The sequence below is a fragment of the Paractinoplanes deccanensis genome (assembly GCF_016862115.1).
GTDB classification, from domain to species: domain Bacteria; phylum Actinomycetota; class Actinomycetes; order Mycobacteriales; family Micromonosporaceae; genus Actinoplanes; species Actinoplanes deccanensis.
Window position 1 is genome coordinate 25,676 of sequence record NZ_BOMI01000106.1, and the last position, 16,336, is coordinate 42,011.

15 protein-coding genes are annotated in these 16,336 nt (G+C 72.6%); 10 read left to right on the top strand and 5 right to left on the bottom strand.

Annotated features, from left to right (window positions below; translation table 11 throughout):
• The first annotated feature begins 9 nt into the window (after positions 1-9).
• Together Ade02nite_RS26520 and Ade02nite_RS26525 are read left to right on the top strand one after the other, a co-directional pair.
• Entirely contained in the window at positions 10-921 is a 912-nt protein-coding gene (locus Ade02nite_RS26520) for a hypothetical protein (protein ID WP_203769471.1), read from the top strand.
• A gap of 247 nt (positions 922-1,168) precedes the next feature.
• Positions 1,169-1,606 carry a response regulator transcription factor gene (locus Ade02nite_RS26525; protein ID WP_203769473.1) on the top strand — a complete coding sequence of 146 codons (438 nt, stop codon included), beginning with the start codon at positions 1,169-1,171 and terminating at the stop codon, positions 1,604-1,606.
• Here Ade02nite_RS26525 and Ade02nite_RS26530 read toward each other — a convergent pair.
• The gene (locus tag Ade02nite_RS26530; protein ID WP_203769475.1) at positions 1,587-2,690 is read right to left on the bottom strand and encodes a M20 family metallopeptidase; all 1,104 of its coding nucleotides are present in this window, start codon (positions 2,688-2,690) and stop codon (positions 1,587-1,589) included. The two genes, Ade02nite_RS26525 and Ade02nite_RS26530, sit on opposite strands and share 20 nt — an antisense overlap.
• Positions 2,691-3,453: 763 nt before the next feature.
• Between Ade02nite_RS26530 and Ade02nite_RS26535 the strand changes: the two genes are divergently transcribed.
• On the top strand, positions 3,454-3,966 hold the full coding sequence (locus tag Ade02nite_RS26535) for a GntR family transcriptional regulator (protein ID WP_203769477.1): 513 nt from the start codon (positions 3,454-3,456) through the stop codon (positions 3,964-3,966).
• Here Ade02nite_RS26535 and Ade02nite_RS26540 read toward each other — a convergent pair.
• On the bottom strand, positions 3,957-4,784 hold the full coding sequence (locus Ade02nite_RS26540) for a TetR/AcrR family transcriptional regulator (RefSeq protein ID WP_203769479.1): 828 nt from the start codon (positions 4,782-4,784) through the stop codon (positions 3,957-3,959). The two genes, Ade02nite_RS26535 and Ade02nite_RS26540, sit on opposite strands and share 10 nt — an antisense overlap.
• A 283-nt stretch (positions 4,785-5,067) precedes the next feature.
• A complete protein-coding gene (gene speB, locus Ade02nite_RS26545; protein ID WP_203769481.1) occupies positions 5,068-6,174 on the bottom strand; it encodes an agmatinase in 1,107 nt (368 codons plus the stop codon).
• An 88-nt stretch (positions 6,175-6,262) separates the two neighbouring features.
• On the opposite strand from speB, the gene Ade02nite_RS26550 reads away from it, so the two are divergent.
• The gene (locus Ade02nite_RS26550) at positions 6,263-7,231 is read left to right on the top strand and encodes a serine/threonine-protein kinase (RefSeq protein ID WP_203769483.1); all 969 of its coding nucleotides are present in this window, start codon (positions 6,263-6,265) and stop codon (positions 7,229-7,231) included.
• Here Ade02nite_RS26550 and Ade02nite_RS26555 read toward each other — a convergent pair.
• Positions 7,228-8,082, bottom strand: a complete 855-nt coding sequence (locus Ade02nite_RS26555) for a universal stress protein (protein WP_203769485.1) — start codon at positions 8,080-8,082, stop codon at positions 7,228-7,230. The two genes, Ade02nite_RS26550 and Ade02nite_RS26555, sit on opposite strands and share 4 nt — an antisense overlap.
• Complete coding sequence (locus Ade02nite_RS26560; RefSeq protein ID WP_203769493.1) at positions 8,079-9,548, bottom strand: amino acid permease; 1,470 nt, start codon at positions 9,546-9,548, stop codon at positions 8,079-8,081. Before Ade02nite_RS26560 ends, Ade02nite_RS26555 begins: the two co-directional genes overlap by 4 nt.
• 187 nt (positions 9,549-9,735) lie before the next feature.
• Between Ade02nite_RS26560 and Ade02nite_RS26565 the strand changes: the two genes are divergently transcribed.
• Genes Ade02nite_RS26565 through Ade02nite_RS26590 form a run of 6 tightly spaced genes read left to right on the top strand, consistent with a single transcriptional unit; the run spans position 9,736 to position 16,276 of the window.
• Positions 9,736-10,086, top strand: a complete 351-nt coding sequence (locus tag Ade02nite_RS26565; RefSeq protein ID WP_203769495.1) for an STAS domain-containing protein — start codon at positions 9,736-9,738, stop codon at positions 10,084-10,086.
• A gap of 39 nt (positions 10,087-10,125) precedes the next feature.
• Complete coding sequence (locus Ade02nite_RS26570) at positions 10,126-10,866, top strand: alpha/beta hydrolase (protein ID WP_203769497.1); 741 nt, start codon at positions 10,126-10,128, stop codon at positions 10,864-10,866.
• Positions 10,867-10,885: 19 nt separating this feature from the next.
• A complete protein-coding gene (locus Ade02nite_RS26575; protein ID WP_203769499.1) occupies positions 10,886-12,133 on the top strand; it encodes an ATP-grasp domain-containing protein in 1,248 nt (415 codons plus the stop codon).
• A gap of 9 nt (positions 12,134-12,142) precedes the next feature.
• Positions 12,143-12,574 (top strand): DUF5990 family protein, encoded by a 432-nt coding sequence (locus Ade02nite_RS26580; RefSeq protein ID WP_203769501.1) that lies wholly within the window; start codon positions 12,143-12,145, stop codon positions 12,572-12,574.
• Positions 12,571-15,507, top strand: coding sequence for a DEAD/DEAH box helicase (locus tag Ade02nite_RS26585; protein WP_203769503.1), 2,937 nt, complete (start codon positions 12,571-12,573; stop codon positions 15,505-15,507). Before Ade02nite_RS26580 ends, Ade02nite_RS26585 begins: the two co-directional genes overlap by 4 nt.
• A complete protein-coding gene (locus Ade02nite_RS26590) occupies positions 15,500-16,276 on the top strand; it encodes an SWIM zinc finger family protein (protein WP_203769505.1) in 777 nt (258 codons plus the stop codon). Before Ade02nite_RS26585 ends, Ade02nite_RS26590 begins: the two co-directional genes overlap by 8 nt.
• The last annotated feature ends 60 nt before the right edge of the window (positions 16,277-16,336 follow it).

Genomic DNA, 16,336 nt, shown 5'->3' on the forward strand with positions numbered 1-16,336 from the left:
GGAGTCGCCTTGACCGCCGGAATCTCGACCCTCCCGCTGCCCCGCTGGGACGACGCGACCGTGGTGGTCGAGCCTCCCGGTGACGAGCCCGGCGCCTGGGCCGGCGCCCCCAGCTCGATCGTCGCCGGCCGGCACATCTATCTCGCGTACCGCCTGCGCCTGCCGATCGGCGAAGGGCGGGGCATCGCGAACGTGGTCGCCCGCTCGGACGACGGGGTGAGCTTCACGCCGGTCGCCGAGGTGACCAAGGAGCAGTTCGGCGCCGAGTCCCTGGAACGGCCCGCGCTCGTGCACACACCCGACGGCAGGTGGCGGCTCTACGTCAGCGCCGCCACGCCCGGCACGAAGCACTGGCGGGTCGAGCTGCTGGAAGCCGCCGACGTCGCGGGCCTGGCCACGGCGACACCCCGCACGGTGCTCGCCGGCGACGAGACCGCGGGCGTGAAGGACCCGGTGCTGCACCACGACGAGTTCGGCTGGCACCTCTGGGCCTCCGTGCACCCGCTGGAGAGCTGGGACGACGCGGACCGGATGACCACCGAGTACGCGACCAGCCCCGACGGCGTGCACTGGACCTGGCGGGGCACGGCGCTCGCCGGCCGGCCGGGGGAGTGGGACGCGCGCGGCGTACGCGTGTCGTCGGTGCGGGTCGACGGCGACGAGATCACCGTGGCGTACGACGGGCGGGCCACCGCGGGCGAGAACTGGGAGGAGCGCACCGGAGTCGCCCGCGGCAAGCGGCTCGCCGACGGCAGCTTCGGCGAGCTCGTCGCCGAGGACGCGGAGCCGCTGGGCAGCCCGCACGCGCCGAACGGGCTGCGCTACCTGAGCCTGGTCGCGCTCCCCGGCGGGCGGCAGCGCGTCTACTACGAGGCCACCCGGGCCGACGGCGCGCATGACCTTCGTACCGAATTGTTCTGATCTTGTGAGAGCGTCATCACGATCTCCGGGGTCCGCTCCCCACATTGATCTTGATGGCCTACCGTCGTTGACGACGCAAGGTGCGCGCGGAAAACGGCCGCACCGTCGATGGCCGGAGCCGCCCCCACAAGGGGCGGCTTCGCCATTTCCCGCACCCGATCCGCAACCGTCGTTTCCCTGAACTGTCCTCGCCCGCGGCCGATGGGGCCCACCGCTCGGCAAGCTTCGGACGGGTCAGGAGAGATCAGTGGTTCTCGCAACGGCATCGAAGGAACTCCCCTACTTCGGCGAATGGGCGACCGACGTCAGCGACCCCCGCATCCTGGTCGCCGACGACGACGAGGACATCCGCGAGCTCGTCGTGCAGAAGCTCATGGCGGCCGGCTACAACGTCATCACCACGGACAACGGCAGCAGCGCCCTGCACCTGGTCGAGGCCGAACAGCCCGACATGGTCATCCTGGACGTGGCGATGCCCGGCATGGACGGCCTGAGCGTCTGCTACGAGCTGCACTCCAAGGCGGCGACCGCGCAGATCCCGGTGCTGATGATGAGCGGCCGCGACCGCCCCATCGACATCGACCTGGGCCTCACCGTCGGCGCCGACGACTACCTGGTCAAGCCGTTCCACCCGGCCGAGCTGATCCGCCGCGTCCGCTGGCTGCTCATCGCGAACGGGGACTGACACCCCGGTCCGCCCGCAGAAAAGAGATCAAGGCTTCGCGGTACGGCGCCACGGTGGTCAGATCGGCGTACTCGTCGGCGCCGTGCTGGCCGTCCCCGCCCGGCCCGAAAATGACGGCGTCGACCCCGCGCGCGTAGTAGTGCCGGCCGTCGGCGGCGCCGTGCTTACGCAACAAGGTCCCGGGGAAGCCGGCACTGACGGCGGCCTTCCGCAATCGCTGCACGAAGTCGCTCTCCGGATCGGCCCGATGCGGCGCACCGAGCGCGACAACCTCGACGTCCAGCCCGGTGACGGCGCCCAGATGCTCGGCCACCTGCGCTTGCGTACGGCCGGTGAAGTCAGGATCCTCGGGCGGGAAACGAAGGTCCACCCAGGCGTCCGCCTCGGCCGGCACCTGGTTGATGGCGCGGTTCGGCGTGCCGATCCGCGCCACGTTGGCGGTGGTGCGCCAGGCCGCCTCGTCGGGAACGGGATATCGCGCAACGAGCCGGGCCAGCCCGTCGGCGACGGTGAGCAGCGCGTTCCGGCCCAGCCACGGATAGGCGGCGTGCGCGGAAGTGCCCTTGGCGGACAGCCGCACATGGGCGAGACCCTTGGACTCGGTCACGATCTCCAGCCGGCTCTGTTCCCCGATCACCACGAAATCGGCGGTCACCCCGCGCTCGACCTGGTGCGCGGTCCCGTGAAAGCCGCCCACCTCCTCATCGGTGACAAGCTGAAGCCCGAGCTCGTACGGGAGAACAGGCGCCAACTCGCGGAACACCAGAGCCATGACGAGCGCGGCAACCTTCATGTCCTGAGCGCCGCGGCCGTAGAGCCGGTCGCCGACCCGCCGAGCGCTGAACTGCTCGTCGCTGCCGGGCACCACGTCGAGGTGAGCGTTCAGAATGATCCGAGGACTGGTGCCGGTGTTGCGCGGCCGCACCAGGGCGCTGGGCTTCCCGCCGGACTCGAACCGCTCGACGGCGAAGCCGGGACCGACAACATCGAGCACAAAGGAGAGGGCCCGCCGAAGCTCATCCTCCCGGTCGGCGGTGGAGCGGATGGCGATCAGTTCCGAGGCCAGGTCAACGAGATCGTCCATCGGGCCACGCTAAGCGCCGGCGTCCGCGGACACCACCGTTGGGGGCGCATCCGCCTGGCAGATCGGTCCGCCGCGGTCGTCTGCCGGGAAACTACTCCGTTGGCTTCGGCAGGGTGGGACGGTGGCGGCAGGGTGCGTTGGACTTTCTTGCGGTTGACGGTGGAGGGCCGGGGGTGCGCACTCACGACTGAGGAGCACTTTTACGTCGAGAGTGCGCACCCCCGACCCTCCACCTTGCCTGGTGTCCACTGACGGCCAGTCGGTGGTCCATCGCCGCTTTGTGGCTGGCCGGGCTGGGCGGTCCCCTCACGGCCGTCGGGGTCGTTGTTCGCTGCCGCGCTGTGGCCGAGCCAGGGCAGATCGGTCACGCAGGCACGCTTCGTCGTTGGTCCATCGGCAATTCCAGGCCGGTTGCGCGGGTTGGCGGTTCGGCGGGCGCGGGTTGGCGGTTCGGCGGGCGCGGGGTGGTGGTTTTGGCGGGCGCGGGGTGGTGGTTTGGCGGGCGCGGGGTGGTGGTTTTGGCGGGCGCGGGTTGGTCGTTTTGGCGGCGCGGGGTGGTGGTTCGGCGGGCGCGCTGCAGTGGTTTTGACGGGGCCGCGGCGTGGGTGGCGGCTCGGCAAGCTGGTGCGCCGGTGGAGGTTCCCTCGTGGTGGGAGCGGGAAGCGGATAGGTGGTGGGCGCTGAGCGGATGGTTGTCCGGATCGCGCAAAGGGCACGCGGCTGCGCACTTGTCTGCACCTGACCAGCCACGCAGCATCCAATGATGCCGACCGTAGCTATCCTCGCGCCGTATCAGCAGATCGCCGCCGAGATCCGCCACGAGATCGTCAGTGGGCATCTGCCGGTGGGCGGCAAGTTGCCTTCGGAGCATGTCCTCGCCGCGGAGCATCAGGTGGCTCGCGCGACTATTCAGAGTGCCCTTCGCGTGTTGCGGACCGAGGGGCTGATCGCCTCACGCAAGGGGGCCGGCAACTATGTGACGAGCTTGGCTGCGGCGGACGCCAGTCGGTGCCCGGCGCGGATCGAGCTCGATCATGCGCAGGTGGGGTGGCTGAGCCGGCTGCCGTTGCCGCCGCAGGGGCTGGATCCGGTGCTGCACTGCGAGCTCGACCATCCGCATCCGGGTCCGCATGCGGGGCTGGCGCAGAACGCCAACGGGACCGGGTGGTGGGTGCAGTGGTCGCTCACCGCATCAGAGATCAATCCGTTCCGGGCGTGCGATGAGGAGGACTGCCCGCTCTATCACGGGCATCCCGGCCGGCATCATCAGCCATAGCCGACAAGCTTGCGCAGGGCGTCGGTGAGCAGGCCGTCCGCGAGCGAGCCGTGGATGGGTGGGTGGTCCGCGGGGTGGCGGGCGGCGGAGGATGCGGCCGCGTGTGGGGCCTCCGAGGATGCGGCCGCCAGGGGTGGGTGCGAGGTTGCGGCCGCGTGTGGGGTGTCCGAGGATGCGGCCGGGTGGCTGCGGTCGCAGCTGCGCCTCGATCCCCACCCGGCGGCGAGTGGTGGGTGCGAGGCTGCGGCCGCGGGTGGGGCGTCCTCGGGTGGGGTGGGGGCGTCGACGGGTGGGTCGCCCAGGGCCCGGGGCAGTGTCAGGCCGTCGATCAAGGCCTGGGTCTGTCGTGCGACCGCTTCGGGGGGTGCTGTGGTGGTGAAGGCGCCGCAGTCGAGGCCGGCCTCGATGGTGGTGGCTATCAGGGTGCGCCAGCGGGCTCGGTCCGCGAGCACCTCGTCTCGCAGCTCGGGGTCGCGCAGGGCCCATCGCCATGACTCGACGGAGACGCGCCAGGGGGTGTCGTCGGCCCCGGCTCTGGTCAAGTGCTGGGCGATGGTGACGAGGCGGTGCCACGGGTCGGCGATCCCGGCGGCCACGGCGACGGCGGCCTCGAAATCCTTGCGGGCGGCGTGCTGGAAGACGGCGAGCAGGAGGTCCTCGCGGCTGCCGAAGTAGTACTGGAGTGTGGAGGTCCCTGCGCCGGTCGCCGCCGTGACATCGGCCAAGCGGGTGGCCTCGGCGCCGCGATCGGCGACGATCGCGCAGGCCGCGTCGAGCAGGGTGGCGCGCTTGCCTCCAGCGGCTCGGCCATCGGTCACCGCAAATGTCTATCACGGGTTGTCGCCGGTCACGACACCGTAGGCGGGCGTCATGACGCTCCAAGAGGGTGGTCGCGAATCGGCGGAAAAGGCCGAGAAGGGCAGGTGAGGGCTTTGGCGAAGGGCGGCGAAGGGCGGCGAAGAGCGGGGAAGGGCGGCGAAGGGCGGGGAAGGGCGGGGAAGGGCGGGGAAGGGCGGCGAAGGGCGGGGAAGGGCGGCGAAGGGCGGGGAAGGAGGGCGAGGGCTCAGGGAAGGGGGAAGGCGACGGCTCGGGAAAGGGCGGTCAGGACTCTCCGGAAGGGAGGGAGGGCTGCGGGCCCCGGGGTGAGAGGGAGGGCTGGGAGTCGCGCGTGGCCAGGGGTGGGCGGTGCCGGGTGCCGCGGCCTTCGAGCAGGGGAGTGGATCGGTCCCAGCGAGGGCCGCCGGCGTCCTTGCGGCGGCGGGCCATGCCGGCGAGGGCTTCGAGGACCACGCGGTTGCCGAGCATGGCGGTGATGTCGGCGTGGTCGTGGGGTGGGGAGACCTCCACGATGTCCATGCCGACGACCGGGAGTTCGTGGCAGACGCGGGAGACGCTGTCGAGCAGTTGGCGGGCCGTGAAGCCGCCCGGCTCCGGCGTTCCTGTGCCGGGGGCGTGGCCGGGGTCGCAGACGTCGATGTCGACGGAGAGGAAGACGCCGTCGCAGCCGTCCAGCGCTGTCGCGAAGGCTTGGTCGAGGACCGTGTCGAGGCCGCGGGACACGATCTCGCTCATGTGGAACGACTGCATGCCCTGGTCGGCCATCCAGTCGAGCACGTCGGGGCCGGGCCAGTAGCCGCGCAGGCCCAGCTGGAGGAAGCGGTCGCCGCGGACCGCGCCGGACTCGATGAGGCGGCGCATCGGCTGGCCGTGGCCGTAGAGGGAGCCGAACTCGATGTCGCCGGTGTCGGCGTGCGCGTCGAAGTGGATGACCGAGACGCGGCCGGCGCCGTGGTGGCGGGCGACGCCGGCCACGTCGGGCCAGGTGATCGTGTGGTCGCCGCCGAGGATCAGCGGGACGGCGCCGTGTGACGCGACGAACGCCACCGCCTCCTCGATCGTGTCGCAGCTGCGCTGGATCTCGCCGCTGAAGACCTCGAGGTCGCCCGCGTCCTTCACGGTCAGGTCGCCGGTGAGGGCGTCGACGCGCATCGCCAGGTGGGGGCGGCTGCCGTCGTGGGGCAGGTAGTCCGTACCCCTGATGACCTGGGGTCCGAAGCGGGCGCCGGGCCGATGGGAGGTGCCGCCGTCGAAGGGCGCCCCGAGGATGACCACGTCGGCGTCCTCGTACGTCCCAGGGGTCTGCCAATCGCAGGCGGGCACGCCCAGGAACGTGTAGTCGGGGCCGAACATCGGTCCGTACCGGGTCATGAACGTCGACTGTATCGGAGGACCGGCGTTTCCCCGCCCGGTTCACCGGGTACCGCCACCCGAAGATCAGTGGGAGGTCAGTGCGGAGATGCGGACCCTGGGCGGGCGTTACGAGCTCGTACGACGGATCGGCGTCGGCGGCATGTCGGAGGTGTGGCGCGGTCACGACCAGGTGCTGGACCGGCCGGTCGCGGTGAAGATCATGGCGCCCGCCGTCGAGGGCACCCTGGGCCAGGTGGGCGTCGACCTCGTGCGCACCGAGGCCCGGTCGGCGGCTCGCCTCGCACACCCCAACGTGGCCAATGTGCACGACTTCGGCACGTCGCCGTCGGCGGGCGAGGGGCGCGACGTCCCGTACATCATCATGGAGCTCGTCGAGGGGCAGACGCTGGGCGCGCACATCGCCGCCGGGCCGCTCGACTGGCGCATCGGCGTGCGGATCTGCGCCGAGGTGGCGGCGGCGCTGGCCGCGGCGCACGCCGAGAAGGTGGTGCACCGCGACATCAAGCCGGGCAACGTCATGCTCACCCCGGCCGGGGCGAAGGTCCTCGACTTCGGGATCGCGGCGGCCATCGGCACCGCCGAGCCCGACCCGGACGAGCCGGTCATGGGTACGCCGGCCTACGTGGCCCCGGAGCGTTTCCAGGGCTGCCCGGCGACCCCGGCGACCGACATGTACGCCCTGGGGGTCCTGCTCTACCAGTGCATCGCCGGGCACCTGCCGTGGCGCGCGGACACACCCACCGAGCTGGTGCACGCCCAGCGCTACCTCGACCCGGACCCGCTGCCCGAGCTGGACGGGATGCCGCCCGAGGTGGTCGACCTGTGCTCGCGGTGCCTCAGCCGCGATCCGGCCGAGCGCCCGACGGCCCTGGTGGCGGCGCTGCTGCTCGCGGAGGCCGTGGACGCGCGCGTCTACGTACCGCTGCAGGATCTGAACCCGTCGCCGGTGCGGCCGAGGATCTCGCCGTGGGACGCGCGGGCGGCGGAGGCGCCGACGTCGGTGGCGATCGCCGCGCACGACGACGGGCGCGGCGGGCGCCACCGCGCCGATTAGCCACTTCGCGGTACGACGACCACGGGCAGCCGGGCGCGGCGGATGAGCCGCGTGGAGACGCCGCCGAGCAGCACCCGGCGGGCCGGGCCGTAGCCGCGGGAGCCGCAGAACAGCACGTCCACCTCGGTCAGCCCGGCCAGCTTCTCGACCACGTCGCCGGACTCGACGCGCCAGTCGGCGCGCAGGTCCGGCACGGTCTCGGCCGCCCGGGACAGCGACATCTCGTACGTCTCGCGGGCCGTGTCGAGGAAGGCCCGCTCGGCGTCGTCGCCCACCAGGAACGGCAGGGCCGCGTCCGCCTCCGCCACCACCGTGTAGAGCCGCAGCTCCGCGCCGGTGCCGCGGGCCACGCGCGCGGCCTGCGCGAGGGCGGCCCGGCCGTCCGGCGTGTCCACGTAGGCCACCCCGATGCGGCCGAGCTTGCCGAGCGGGGCGGTCAGCCCGGCCGGCGCCACCGCGACCGGGCACACCGTGCCGGCGAGCAGGCGCTCCGCCGTGCTGCCGCCGGTGCCGACCACCAGCACCGACGCGCTCGTCTCCTCGGCCAGGTCGTGCAGGCCGTGCGCGGCGGACGAGGACGCGACCAGCCGGTAGTCGACCTCGATGGTGGTGCCTTCGAGCACCGCCCGGGCGCCGTCGAGCACGCGGGCGGCGGCCCGGTGCCGGTCGGCGACCCATTCGGCGTCCACCCGGCCGGAGCCGAGGGCGGCGGGCGCGGGGTGGACCACGGCCACGATCAGCCGTACGCCGAGCGTCTGTGCCGTCCAGCTCGCCAGCGTGAGCGCGTCGGCGCCGGAGGGCCCGCCGTCGTACCCGGTGACCACGGGGCCGGTGACCGCGGGCCCGGTCATCGCGGCTCCTCCGGCTCGTCGTCGTGCCCGCGCGCCCAGTTCGGCGTGGACGAGGGCTCGCTGCGCAGGCGGGAGTTGCGGTAGCCGTACAGCCAGTAGATGAGGACGCCGATCGCGAGCCAGACGACGAAGCGGATCCAGGTGTCGAGCGGCAGGTCGGTCATCAGGTAGACGGCGAACGCGATGCCGAGCAGCGGCAGCACCGGCGACCACGGCACGCGGTAGGGGCGCGGCATGTCGGGCCGGGTGCGCCGCAGCACTATCACCCCGATGTTGACCAGCACGAACGCGAACAGGGTGCCGATGTTGACGAGCTTGACGATCTCGCTGAGCGGCACCAGCGCGGCCAGGATCGCGATCAGCACGCCGAGCACGATGGTGAGCCGGGCCGGGGTGCCGTACCGCTGGTTGACCTGGGCGAGGCGCTGGGGGAGGAGGCCGTCGCGGCACATGGCGAAGAAGATGCGCGTCTGCCCGTACATGATGACCAGGACGACGCTGGTGATCGCGACGACGGCGCCGAGCGCGAGCACCGCCGCGGCCCAGCTGATGCCGGCGCCCTGGTCGAGGGCGGTGGCGAGCGGCGCGTCGCTGTCCTTGATCTGGTCGGGTGAGGCGATGCCGATCGCGCCGGTCGCGGTGAGCACGTAGAAGAGCGTGCAGATCAGCAGCGACCCGATGATCGCCAGCGGCAGGTCGCGCTCGGGCCGGCGCGCCTCCTCGCTGCCGGTCGAGACCGCGTCGAAGCCGATGTACGCGAAGAAGATCACCGCCGCGGCCGCTGTCACCCCGTCGACGCCCTCCGGCGCGAACGGCTGGAAGTTGCCGGTGCCGAAGTTGGCGAACGCGACGACGATGAAGAACAGCAGCACGGCGAGCTTGATGACGACCATCACGAGGTTGACCCGCGCGCTCTCGGTGACGCCGCGGACCAGCAGGAACGTGATGGCGAGGACGACGAAGACGGCGGGCAGGTTGAAGACGCCGCCGTCCTCGGGCGACTTCGCGATGGCGTCCGGCAGGGCGAAGCCGAAGGCCGCGTCGAGGAACGCGTTGAGGTTGCCGCCCCAGCCGACGGCGATCGCCGCGACCGACACGCCGTACTCCAGGATGAGGTCCCAGCCGATGATCCACGCGACCAGTTCACCCAGGGTGGCGTACGTGTACGTGTACGCGCTGCCGGCCACCGGGATCGACGACGCCAGCTCCGCGTAGGACAGCGCCGAGAACGCGCACGCGACCGCGGCCAGCACGAACGACAGGATCACCGCGGGCCCGGCTATGCCCGCCCCCTCGCCGATCACCACGAAGATGCCGGTACCGATGATCGCGCCGACGCCCATGGCGGTCAGGTGGGTGGCACCGACCGCCTTCTTGAGCCCGTGGCCCTCTTCCGCCGTCTCGGTGATCAGGGAGCGGACGTCTCGGACCGCGAAGATGCCCGGCCGCCCCGAAGTCGTCGCCATACCGCGTTCACCTCCCGTTATCGGTTCCCGCCGATGTAACGATGTGCCGACACCCGGTCGCGCGCAACCGGAGGGCGAAATCGGACACGCACCGGCTGTCCGCTGTGGCGGCGGAAACACGCGGCAGCCTGCGAGGGTCCGTTCCCCCGGGGTACGGTGTGGCCACGGGAAAGAGAGGTTCTCAGCCATGGGCGAGGCGGTCATGACGGCGCGGCGGCAGGCCGACGGCGCGATCGTCGTCGACGTCCGCGGCAGCCTCGACGCCGCGACCGTCGGCGCGCTTCGTGACCTCCTGCTGGGCACGGTGCAGCGCGAGCGGCCGGTCAGCCTGATCGTCGACCTGACCTTCGTGGTCTTCATGGACTCCCAGGGCATCGGCACCCTGGTCACCGGATACAACGCGGCCCGCGAGGTCGGCACCCGGTTCGTCCTGCGCAACCCGAGCGAGTTCGTGCACCGCCAGCTGCGGGTCACCGGGCTGACCGAGATGTTCGGCCTGCCGCCCTCGTCCTCGTCGACGCAGACCTATACGCCCTGAGCGCGCGCGGTCCCGCCGCCCGGCGGTTAGGGTGCGGAGATGGAGCGCTCGGCCGGCCGTGAACCCGACTGGCTGAGCCTGCCCGCGGCGGCCGGGCGGTGGGACGAGACCGAGCTCAAGGCCCCGCGCCTCGGCGCCGCGCTGACCGTCCGGAGCTGGACGCCGGCCCAGGCCACCAGCCGGGTGCTCGTCGCGCACGACGGCCCCGACTACGACGGCCGCGCGGGGCTCGGGCGCTACGTCGCCGCCTCCATCACCGCCGGGCGCATCCCGCCCTGCCGGCTCGTGCTGCTGCCGGCCGGCGACCGCTTCGAGTGGTACTCGGCCTCACCCGCGTACGCCCGCAGCCTGAGCGGCGAGATCCTGCCGCAGGTGGCGGACGGCCCGGTGGTGGGCGTGGGCGCCAGCCTCGGCGCCCTGGCGATGCTGCACTGCCAGCGGCGCCATCCGGAGCCGTTCGCGGGGCTGTTCCTGCAGTCCGGCAGCTTCTTCCAGCCGCGCTTCGACAAGCAGGAGTCGGGGTTCGCGCGGTGGCTGCGGATCGTGCGGTTCACCGGCCGGGTGCTGCGGGCGGGCGACGGGCCGGCGGTGCCGGCGGCGATGACCTGCGGGCGCGGCGAGGAGAACCTGGCGAACAACCGGAGCATGGCCGTCGCGCTTCGCGAGCAGGGTTATCCGCTGAGTTTCGCGGAAATTGAGGGTGGTCACGACTGGCCGGCGTGGCGAGACGCTTTCGACCCGCATCTGACTTCGCTGTTGCAGAGGGTTTGGCCGCGCTGAATTTCAAGGAGGCATCGCCGTGGCTGACGTCGAGCACACCATCGGACTGCTGCTGGGAACCGAGGACGACTGGCCGCGCGCGTACGAGGCGCTGCTGCGCAGGCTGGGCACGATCACCGGGGCGGACGGCAAGACGCACCGGGTGAACGCCGAGCGCGTCACGATCGAGCCGTTCAACCTGCGCTACAAGCCCCGCCACGAGCTGGTGATCGACCGCCTCGCCTACTGGTACTACCACCCGCGCGAGTGGCTCAAGAAGATCGCGCTGATGGACGACGTGTACCTGCTGAACAGCCCTTTCACGTTCCAGTCGATGGAGAAGCACGCGGCGTACTGCGCGATGATGCGGCTCGGCCTCAAGGTGCCGGAGACGGTGCTGGTCCCGTACAAGAATCCCTTGGACAACAGCCGGTACGCCTACACGGCGGCGCGCTACAACCAGCCCTTCGACCTCGACCGTACGGCCGAGCAGGTGGGCTTCCCGATGTACATGAAGCCCTACGACGGCGGCGCCTGGGTCGGCGTCTCCAAGATCCGTAACCCGGACGAGCTGCACGCCGCCTACGACGCGTCCGGCGAGCGGCTCATGCACCTGCAGGCCTCGGTCGAGGGGTACGACGTCTTCACGCGCTCGCTGAGCATCGGCCCCGAGACGATGGTGATGAAGTTCCGTCCCGAGCAGCCGATGCACGCGCGCTACGAGGTCGACCACAGCTTCCTCTCCGCCGAGGTGGGCGACGAGGTGGTGACGATCTCGCGGCTGGTCAACGCGTTCTTCCGCTGGGAGTTCAACTCCTGCGAGTCGCTCGTACGCGGCGCCGACGTGCACCCGATCGACTATGCGAACGCCTGCCCGGACGTCGCGATCACCTCGTTGCACTACTACTTCCCGTGGGCGATGGCCGCCCTCATGCGCTGGACGGTCTACTGCGTCGTGACCGAGCGCCGCCCGCGCCTCGACACGGACACGGCGGCCTATTTCGCCGTCTCCGACGACCCTTCCCTGTCGTACGCGGAGCGCCTGGGCGAATACCGGCGGCTCGCCGACGCCTACTTCGAGGTCGACCGCTACCAGGACTTCTGCGCGCGCTACCTGGGCCACGTCGACGAGATGGTGTACGAGTGGGTCACCTCCGAGGAGTTCCGGTCGCTGCTGCGCGAGACGGTCCGCGCCACCTATCCGGTGCACGAGCACGAGAAGTTCCTCGCCCACTTCGGCGGCCTCATCGACGCCTGGGTGCGCGATCATGTCGTACCCTCGGCCTAGTCTTGCCGGGTGCGGATCCGCCTCGAAGGACACGACCTGCCCGGTCAGCGTGCCGGGGAGCGCGCTCATGCGCTGCGGCTGGCCGGCGTCCACGTGGGCGTGCAGCGCAAGGCGTCGGCCGAGCTGCTGGTGCCGGCCTGGGCGCCGTCGGCCGTGTGGGAGCTCGAGGTCACGGCCCGCGAGGTCGACGGCCTGCTCGACGTCGGCGGGCCGTGGGTGCACGGGCGGCCCGGCGCCCGGTTCCTCTATGTGACCTGGGGCAACCTCTCCGGCGACACGTTCGCGATGTTCCGGCGGGCCAAGCTGATGTTCGGTGACGTGCCGACGGCGACGCTGCGTGCCGCCTACGAGGGTGCGCTGCTGGTGGGCTCGCTGGGCTTGACCGACGAGCACGGCGACCCCGTCTGCGCCCGCGTGCGGCCCGCCTGGAGCGTCGCATGACCGCCGTCGTCCAGGCCACGGTCCGGGTCCTGCACGGCTTCGTCGGGCGCGACGGCTCGCTGGGCCTGTGGGGCGAGTCGTCCGACCGGCAGGCGTTCGCGCTGCCCGCCTCGGAGCTGCCGGCGGGCGAGGCGCGGCCCCCGGTGACGCTGATCCTGCCCTCGACCAGCGCGGGCCCGCTGCCGTCGCCCCAGCTCGGGCTGCCGCCGCGGCGGGGCACGCCCAAGCTGCGTGCCTGGCAGGTGCCGGCGGTGACCGTGCCGTTCCTCGACGACGACCTGGCCGACTCGTGGGACGGCCGCCTCGGGCAGTCGGTGCTCTGGCTGGTCGAGCTGTGCTCGTTCGCCGCCGACCTGGTGCGGCGCGGCCGGGTGCTGCCGGCTGTCCACCCGCACGGGCCGGTCGCGCGCTGGCGCCCGGTGATCACCGGATTCGACGCGGTCCACCACGCCGACCTGCTGCGCCGGCTGCCCCCGGCCGCCCGCGCCGAGCGCGCCCGCCCCGGCGACGTGGCCGGCCTGCCCGCCGAGGACGCGCTGGCCGCCGCGCTCGCCCGCCTCGTCGACGGCCTGGTCCGCACCCGCCTCGCCGAGGCCGGCGTGCGCATCGGCGACGGCTGGCTCGCCGCGCTCACCGACGAGCCGCGCTTCGTGGCCGCGCCCGCGCTCGCCGACGACCTCGCCGACAAGCTCGACGCGTGGCACGCGGGGGCCGTCTCCGGCGCGGCGGTGCGGCTCTGCTTCCGGCTCAGCCACGTCTCCGACGAGGGCGAGGAGCCCGACGCGGTCAACCCGGCCGGCACCCCGCCGCGCGACGCGTGGCTGCTGGAGTTCCTGCTCCAGGCGGTCGACGAGCCCAGCGCGCTGGTCACCGCCGCCGACGTCTGGCGCGACGACTACGCGCCGCTGCGCCGCTGGACCCGGCACCCCCAGGAGAGGTTGCTCGGCGGCCTCGGCCGGGCGGCCCGGCTCTACCCCGACCTCGAGGCCGCGCTGCGCGTGCCGCGTCCCGTCGACATGGTCCTCGACACCGAGGAGGCCCATCGCTTCCTCACCCACGCCGCCACGCTGGAGGAGGCGGGCTACGGCGTGCTGCTGCCGGCCTGGTGGCGCGGGCGGCCGGGGCTCGGCCTCGGGCTCACGCTGCGGCCCCGCGAGGCGGTGCCGGCGGTGCTGCGCGACCAGGCCGCCGACCTGGGGCACATGGTCGACTACCACTGGGGGCTGGCGCTCGGCGGCGAGATGCTCACCGAGGCCGAGGTGACCGACCTGGCCCGGGCCAAGGTGCCGCTGGTGCGGCTGCGCGGCCGGTGGGTCTACCTCGACGCCGAGCGCCTCGACGCCGGGCTGCGGTTCCTGGCCCGCGGCGGCGGCACGATGACCGCCGGCGACGCGCTGCGCACGATCCGGCTGCTGCCGCCCGAGGAGCTGCCGCTGCCGGTGACCGCGACGAGCGGCTCCGGGTGGATGGCCGACCTGCTCTCCGGAGACCTTCCGCAGACGCTCACGCTGCTCGACCCGCCGGCGGCCCTGCGTGGATCGCTGCGGCCCTACCAGGCGCGCGGCTTCTCGTGGCTGGCGTTCCTCGACGGTCTCGGCCTGGGCGCGTGCCTGGCCGACGACATGGGGCTGGGCAAGACCGTGCAGCTGCTGGCGCTGCTGCTGCACCGGCGCCCGGGGCCGGTGCTGCTGATCTGCCCGCTGTCGGTGCTCGGCAACTGGCAGCGCGAGATCGACCGGTTCGCGCCGTCGCTGCGGGTCTCCGTGCTGCACGGTTCCGAGCGCGTCGTCCCGGCGGACGCCGACGTCGTGCTCACCACCTACGCCACCGCGGTGCGCGACGCCGACCAGCTCGCCGCCGTGCGGTGGGACAGGGTGGTGCTCGACGAGGCGCAAAACGTCAAGAACAGCGCCGGCGCGGCCGCCAAGGCGGTGCGGCGCTTCCCGGCACGGGTGCGGATAGCGCTGACCGGCACCCCGGTGGAGAACAGGCTCGCCGAGCTCTGGTCGATCCTCGACTTCGTCAACCCGGGCGTGCTCGCGTCGGCGCACACGTTCCGCGCCCGCTTCGCCGTGCCCATCGAGCGGTACGCGGACGAGGAGGCCGCCGCGCGCCTGCGCCAGGCCACCCGGCCCTACCTGCTGCGCCGGGTCAAGTCCGACCCGGTCGTCGCCGGCGAGCTGCCCGACAAGCGCCACGTGCGCCACCTGTGCGGGCTGACCGGCGAGCAGAGCACGCTCTACAAGGCGATCCTCGAGGAGATGACCACCCGGCTCGACGAGTCGACCGACCGCTGGAACAAGGGCATCGTGCTGGCCGGCATGACCAAGCTCAAGCAGGCCTGCGTCCACCCTGCGCTGCTGCTCGGCGACAACTCGCCGCTGCCCGGCCGCTCCGGCAAGCTCGAACGCCTCGAGGAGATCGTCGACCAGGCCCTGGGGCAGGGCGAGAGCCTGCTCTGCTTCACCCAGTTCGCCCGCTTCGGCGCGATGCTGACGCCGCACCTGGCGGCCCGCTTCGGCGCGCCCGTGCGCTACCTGCACGGCGGCACCCCCAAGGCCGCCCGCGACGAGATGGTGGCCTCGTTCCAGGCCGACACCCGGCCCAGCGTCTTCGTGCTGTCGCTCAAGGCGGGCGGCACCGGCCTCAACCTGACGGCGGCCAACCATGTCGTGCACGTCGACCGCTGGTGGAACCCGGCGACCGAGGAGCAGGCCACCGACCGCGCGTTCCGCCTCGGCCAGACGCGCGACGTGCGCGTGCACACCCTGGTCTGCCTGGGCACGCTGGAGGAGCGCATCGACCGCCTGCTCGCCGACAAGGGCGTGCTCGCGGCCCGGGTGGTCGGCAACGGCGAGGGGTGGCTCACCTCGCTGTCCACCACCGAGCTGCGCGACCTGCTGCTCCTCGCCCCGGAGGCGATCAGTGACTGACCCCCGGCTCTCGCTGGCCTTCCTCGGCACGTTCGAGTCGCTGCGGATGGGCCCCACCTTCGCGCGCGGGCGGCGCGACGAGCGGGCCGGCCACGTGCGCAGCCTGACCATCTCGGGCAGCCTCGTGGTGGCGCTGGTGCGCGGGCCCGACGACCCCCAGGCGTTCCGGTCGCGCATCGCCGTGCGGGCCTTCGGCGCCTCGGAGTGGGCCCGGGTCGAGGAGGACCTCGTGCGCGAGGCGCGCTACGCGGCCGACCTGCTCGCGGGGCGCATGCCGGCGGGCATCGGCGGCGTGTTCCAGGCGGCCGGGCTGTCGCTGGTGCCGCTGTCGCTCGACGAGGTGGCGATGGACTGCACCTGCGAGCGCTGGCCGATGCCGTGCGTCCACCTGGCAGCGACCACCTATGCGCTGGCGCGCAGCTTCGAGGAGGACCCGTTCGGCGTCTTCACCTGGCGTGGCCGGGGCCGCGACGAGCTGCTGCTGCGCCTGCGGGAGCTGCGCAGCGCCCGGGCGGTCACCGCGGCGCCGGCCCAGGACGAGGCCGGCGAGGCCCGGGCGGAGGACGACCTGGGGGAGCGGCTCGGCGACCCGGCGGCCTTCTGGGGCGAGACGCTGCCCGCCGCCGCGGCACCGGCCGGTGGCCGCCCCGGGGCCGTCACGAGGCCCGACGCGCTGCTCGACCAGCTCGACCCGCCGCCGTTAGCACACGAGGGGCGCCCGATTGTGGACCTGTTGCGCCCGGCCTACCTGGCGCTGCCGGAAGAGTAGCCCAAGTCTGTTCTTCCACGATCGGGTTACACGTAACGAAACCGACCCGTGACAATCCGT

Coding starts and splice junctions, on each gene's coding strand:
- Ade02nite_RS26535 (WP_203769477.1), top strand. CDS start 3,454: ATGCCGACCGTAGCTATCCTCGCGCCGTATCAGCAGATCGCCGCCGAG.
- Ade02nite_RS26555 (WP_203769485.1), bottom strand. CDS start 8,082: ATGACCGGGCCCGCGGTCACCGGCCCCGTGGTCACCGGGTACGACGGC.
- speB (WP_203769481.1), bottom strand. CDS start 6,174: ATGACCCGGTACGGACCGATGTTCGGCCCCGACTACACGTTCCTGGGC.
- Ade02nite_RS26565 (WP_203769495.1), top strand. CDS start 9,736: ATGGGCGAGGCGGTCATGACGGCGCGGCGGCAGGCCGACGGCGCGATC.
- Ade02nite_RS26530 (WP_203769475.1), bottom strand. CDS start 2,690: ATGGACGATCTCGTTGACCTGGCCTCGGAACTGATCGCCATCCGCTCC.
- Ade02nite_RS26585 (WP_203769503.1), top strand. CDS start 12,571: ATGACCGCCGTCGTCCAGGCCACGGTCCGGGTCCTGCACGGCTTCGTC.
- Ade02nite_RS26570 (WP_203769497.1), top strand. CDS start 10,126: ATGGAGCGCTCGGCCGGCCGTGAACCCGACTGGCTGAGCCTGCCCGCG.
- Ade02nite_RS26560 (WP_203769493.1), bottom strand. CDS start 9,548: ATGGCGACGACTTCGGGGCGGCCGGGCATCTTCGCGGTCCGAGACGTC.
- Ade02nite_RS26550 (WP_203769483.1), top strand. CDS start 6,263: ATGCGGACCCTGGGCGGGCGTTACGAGCTCGTACGACGGATCGGCGTC.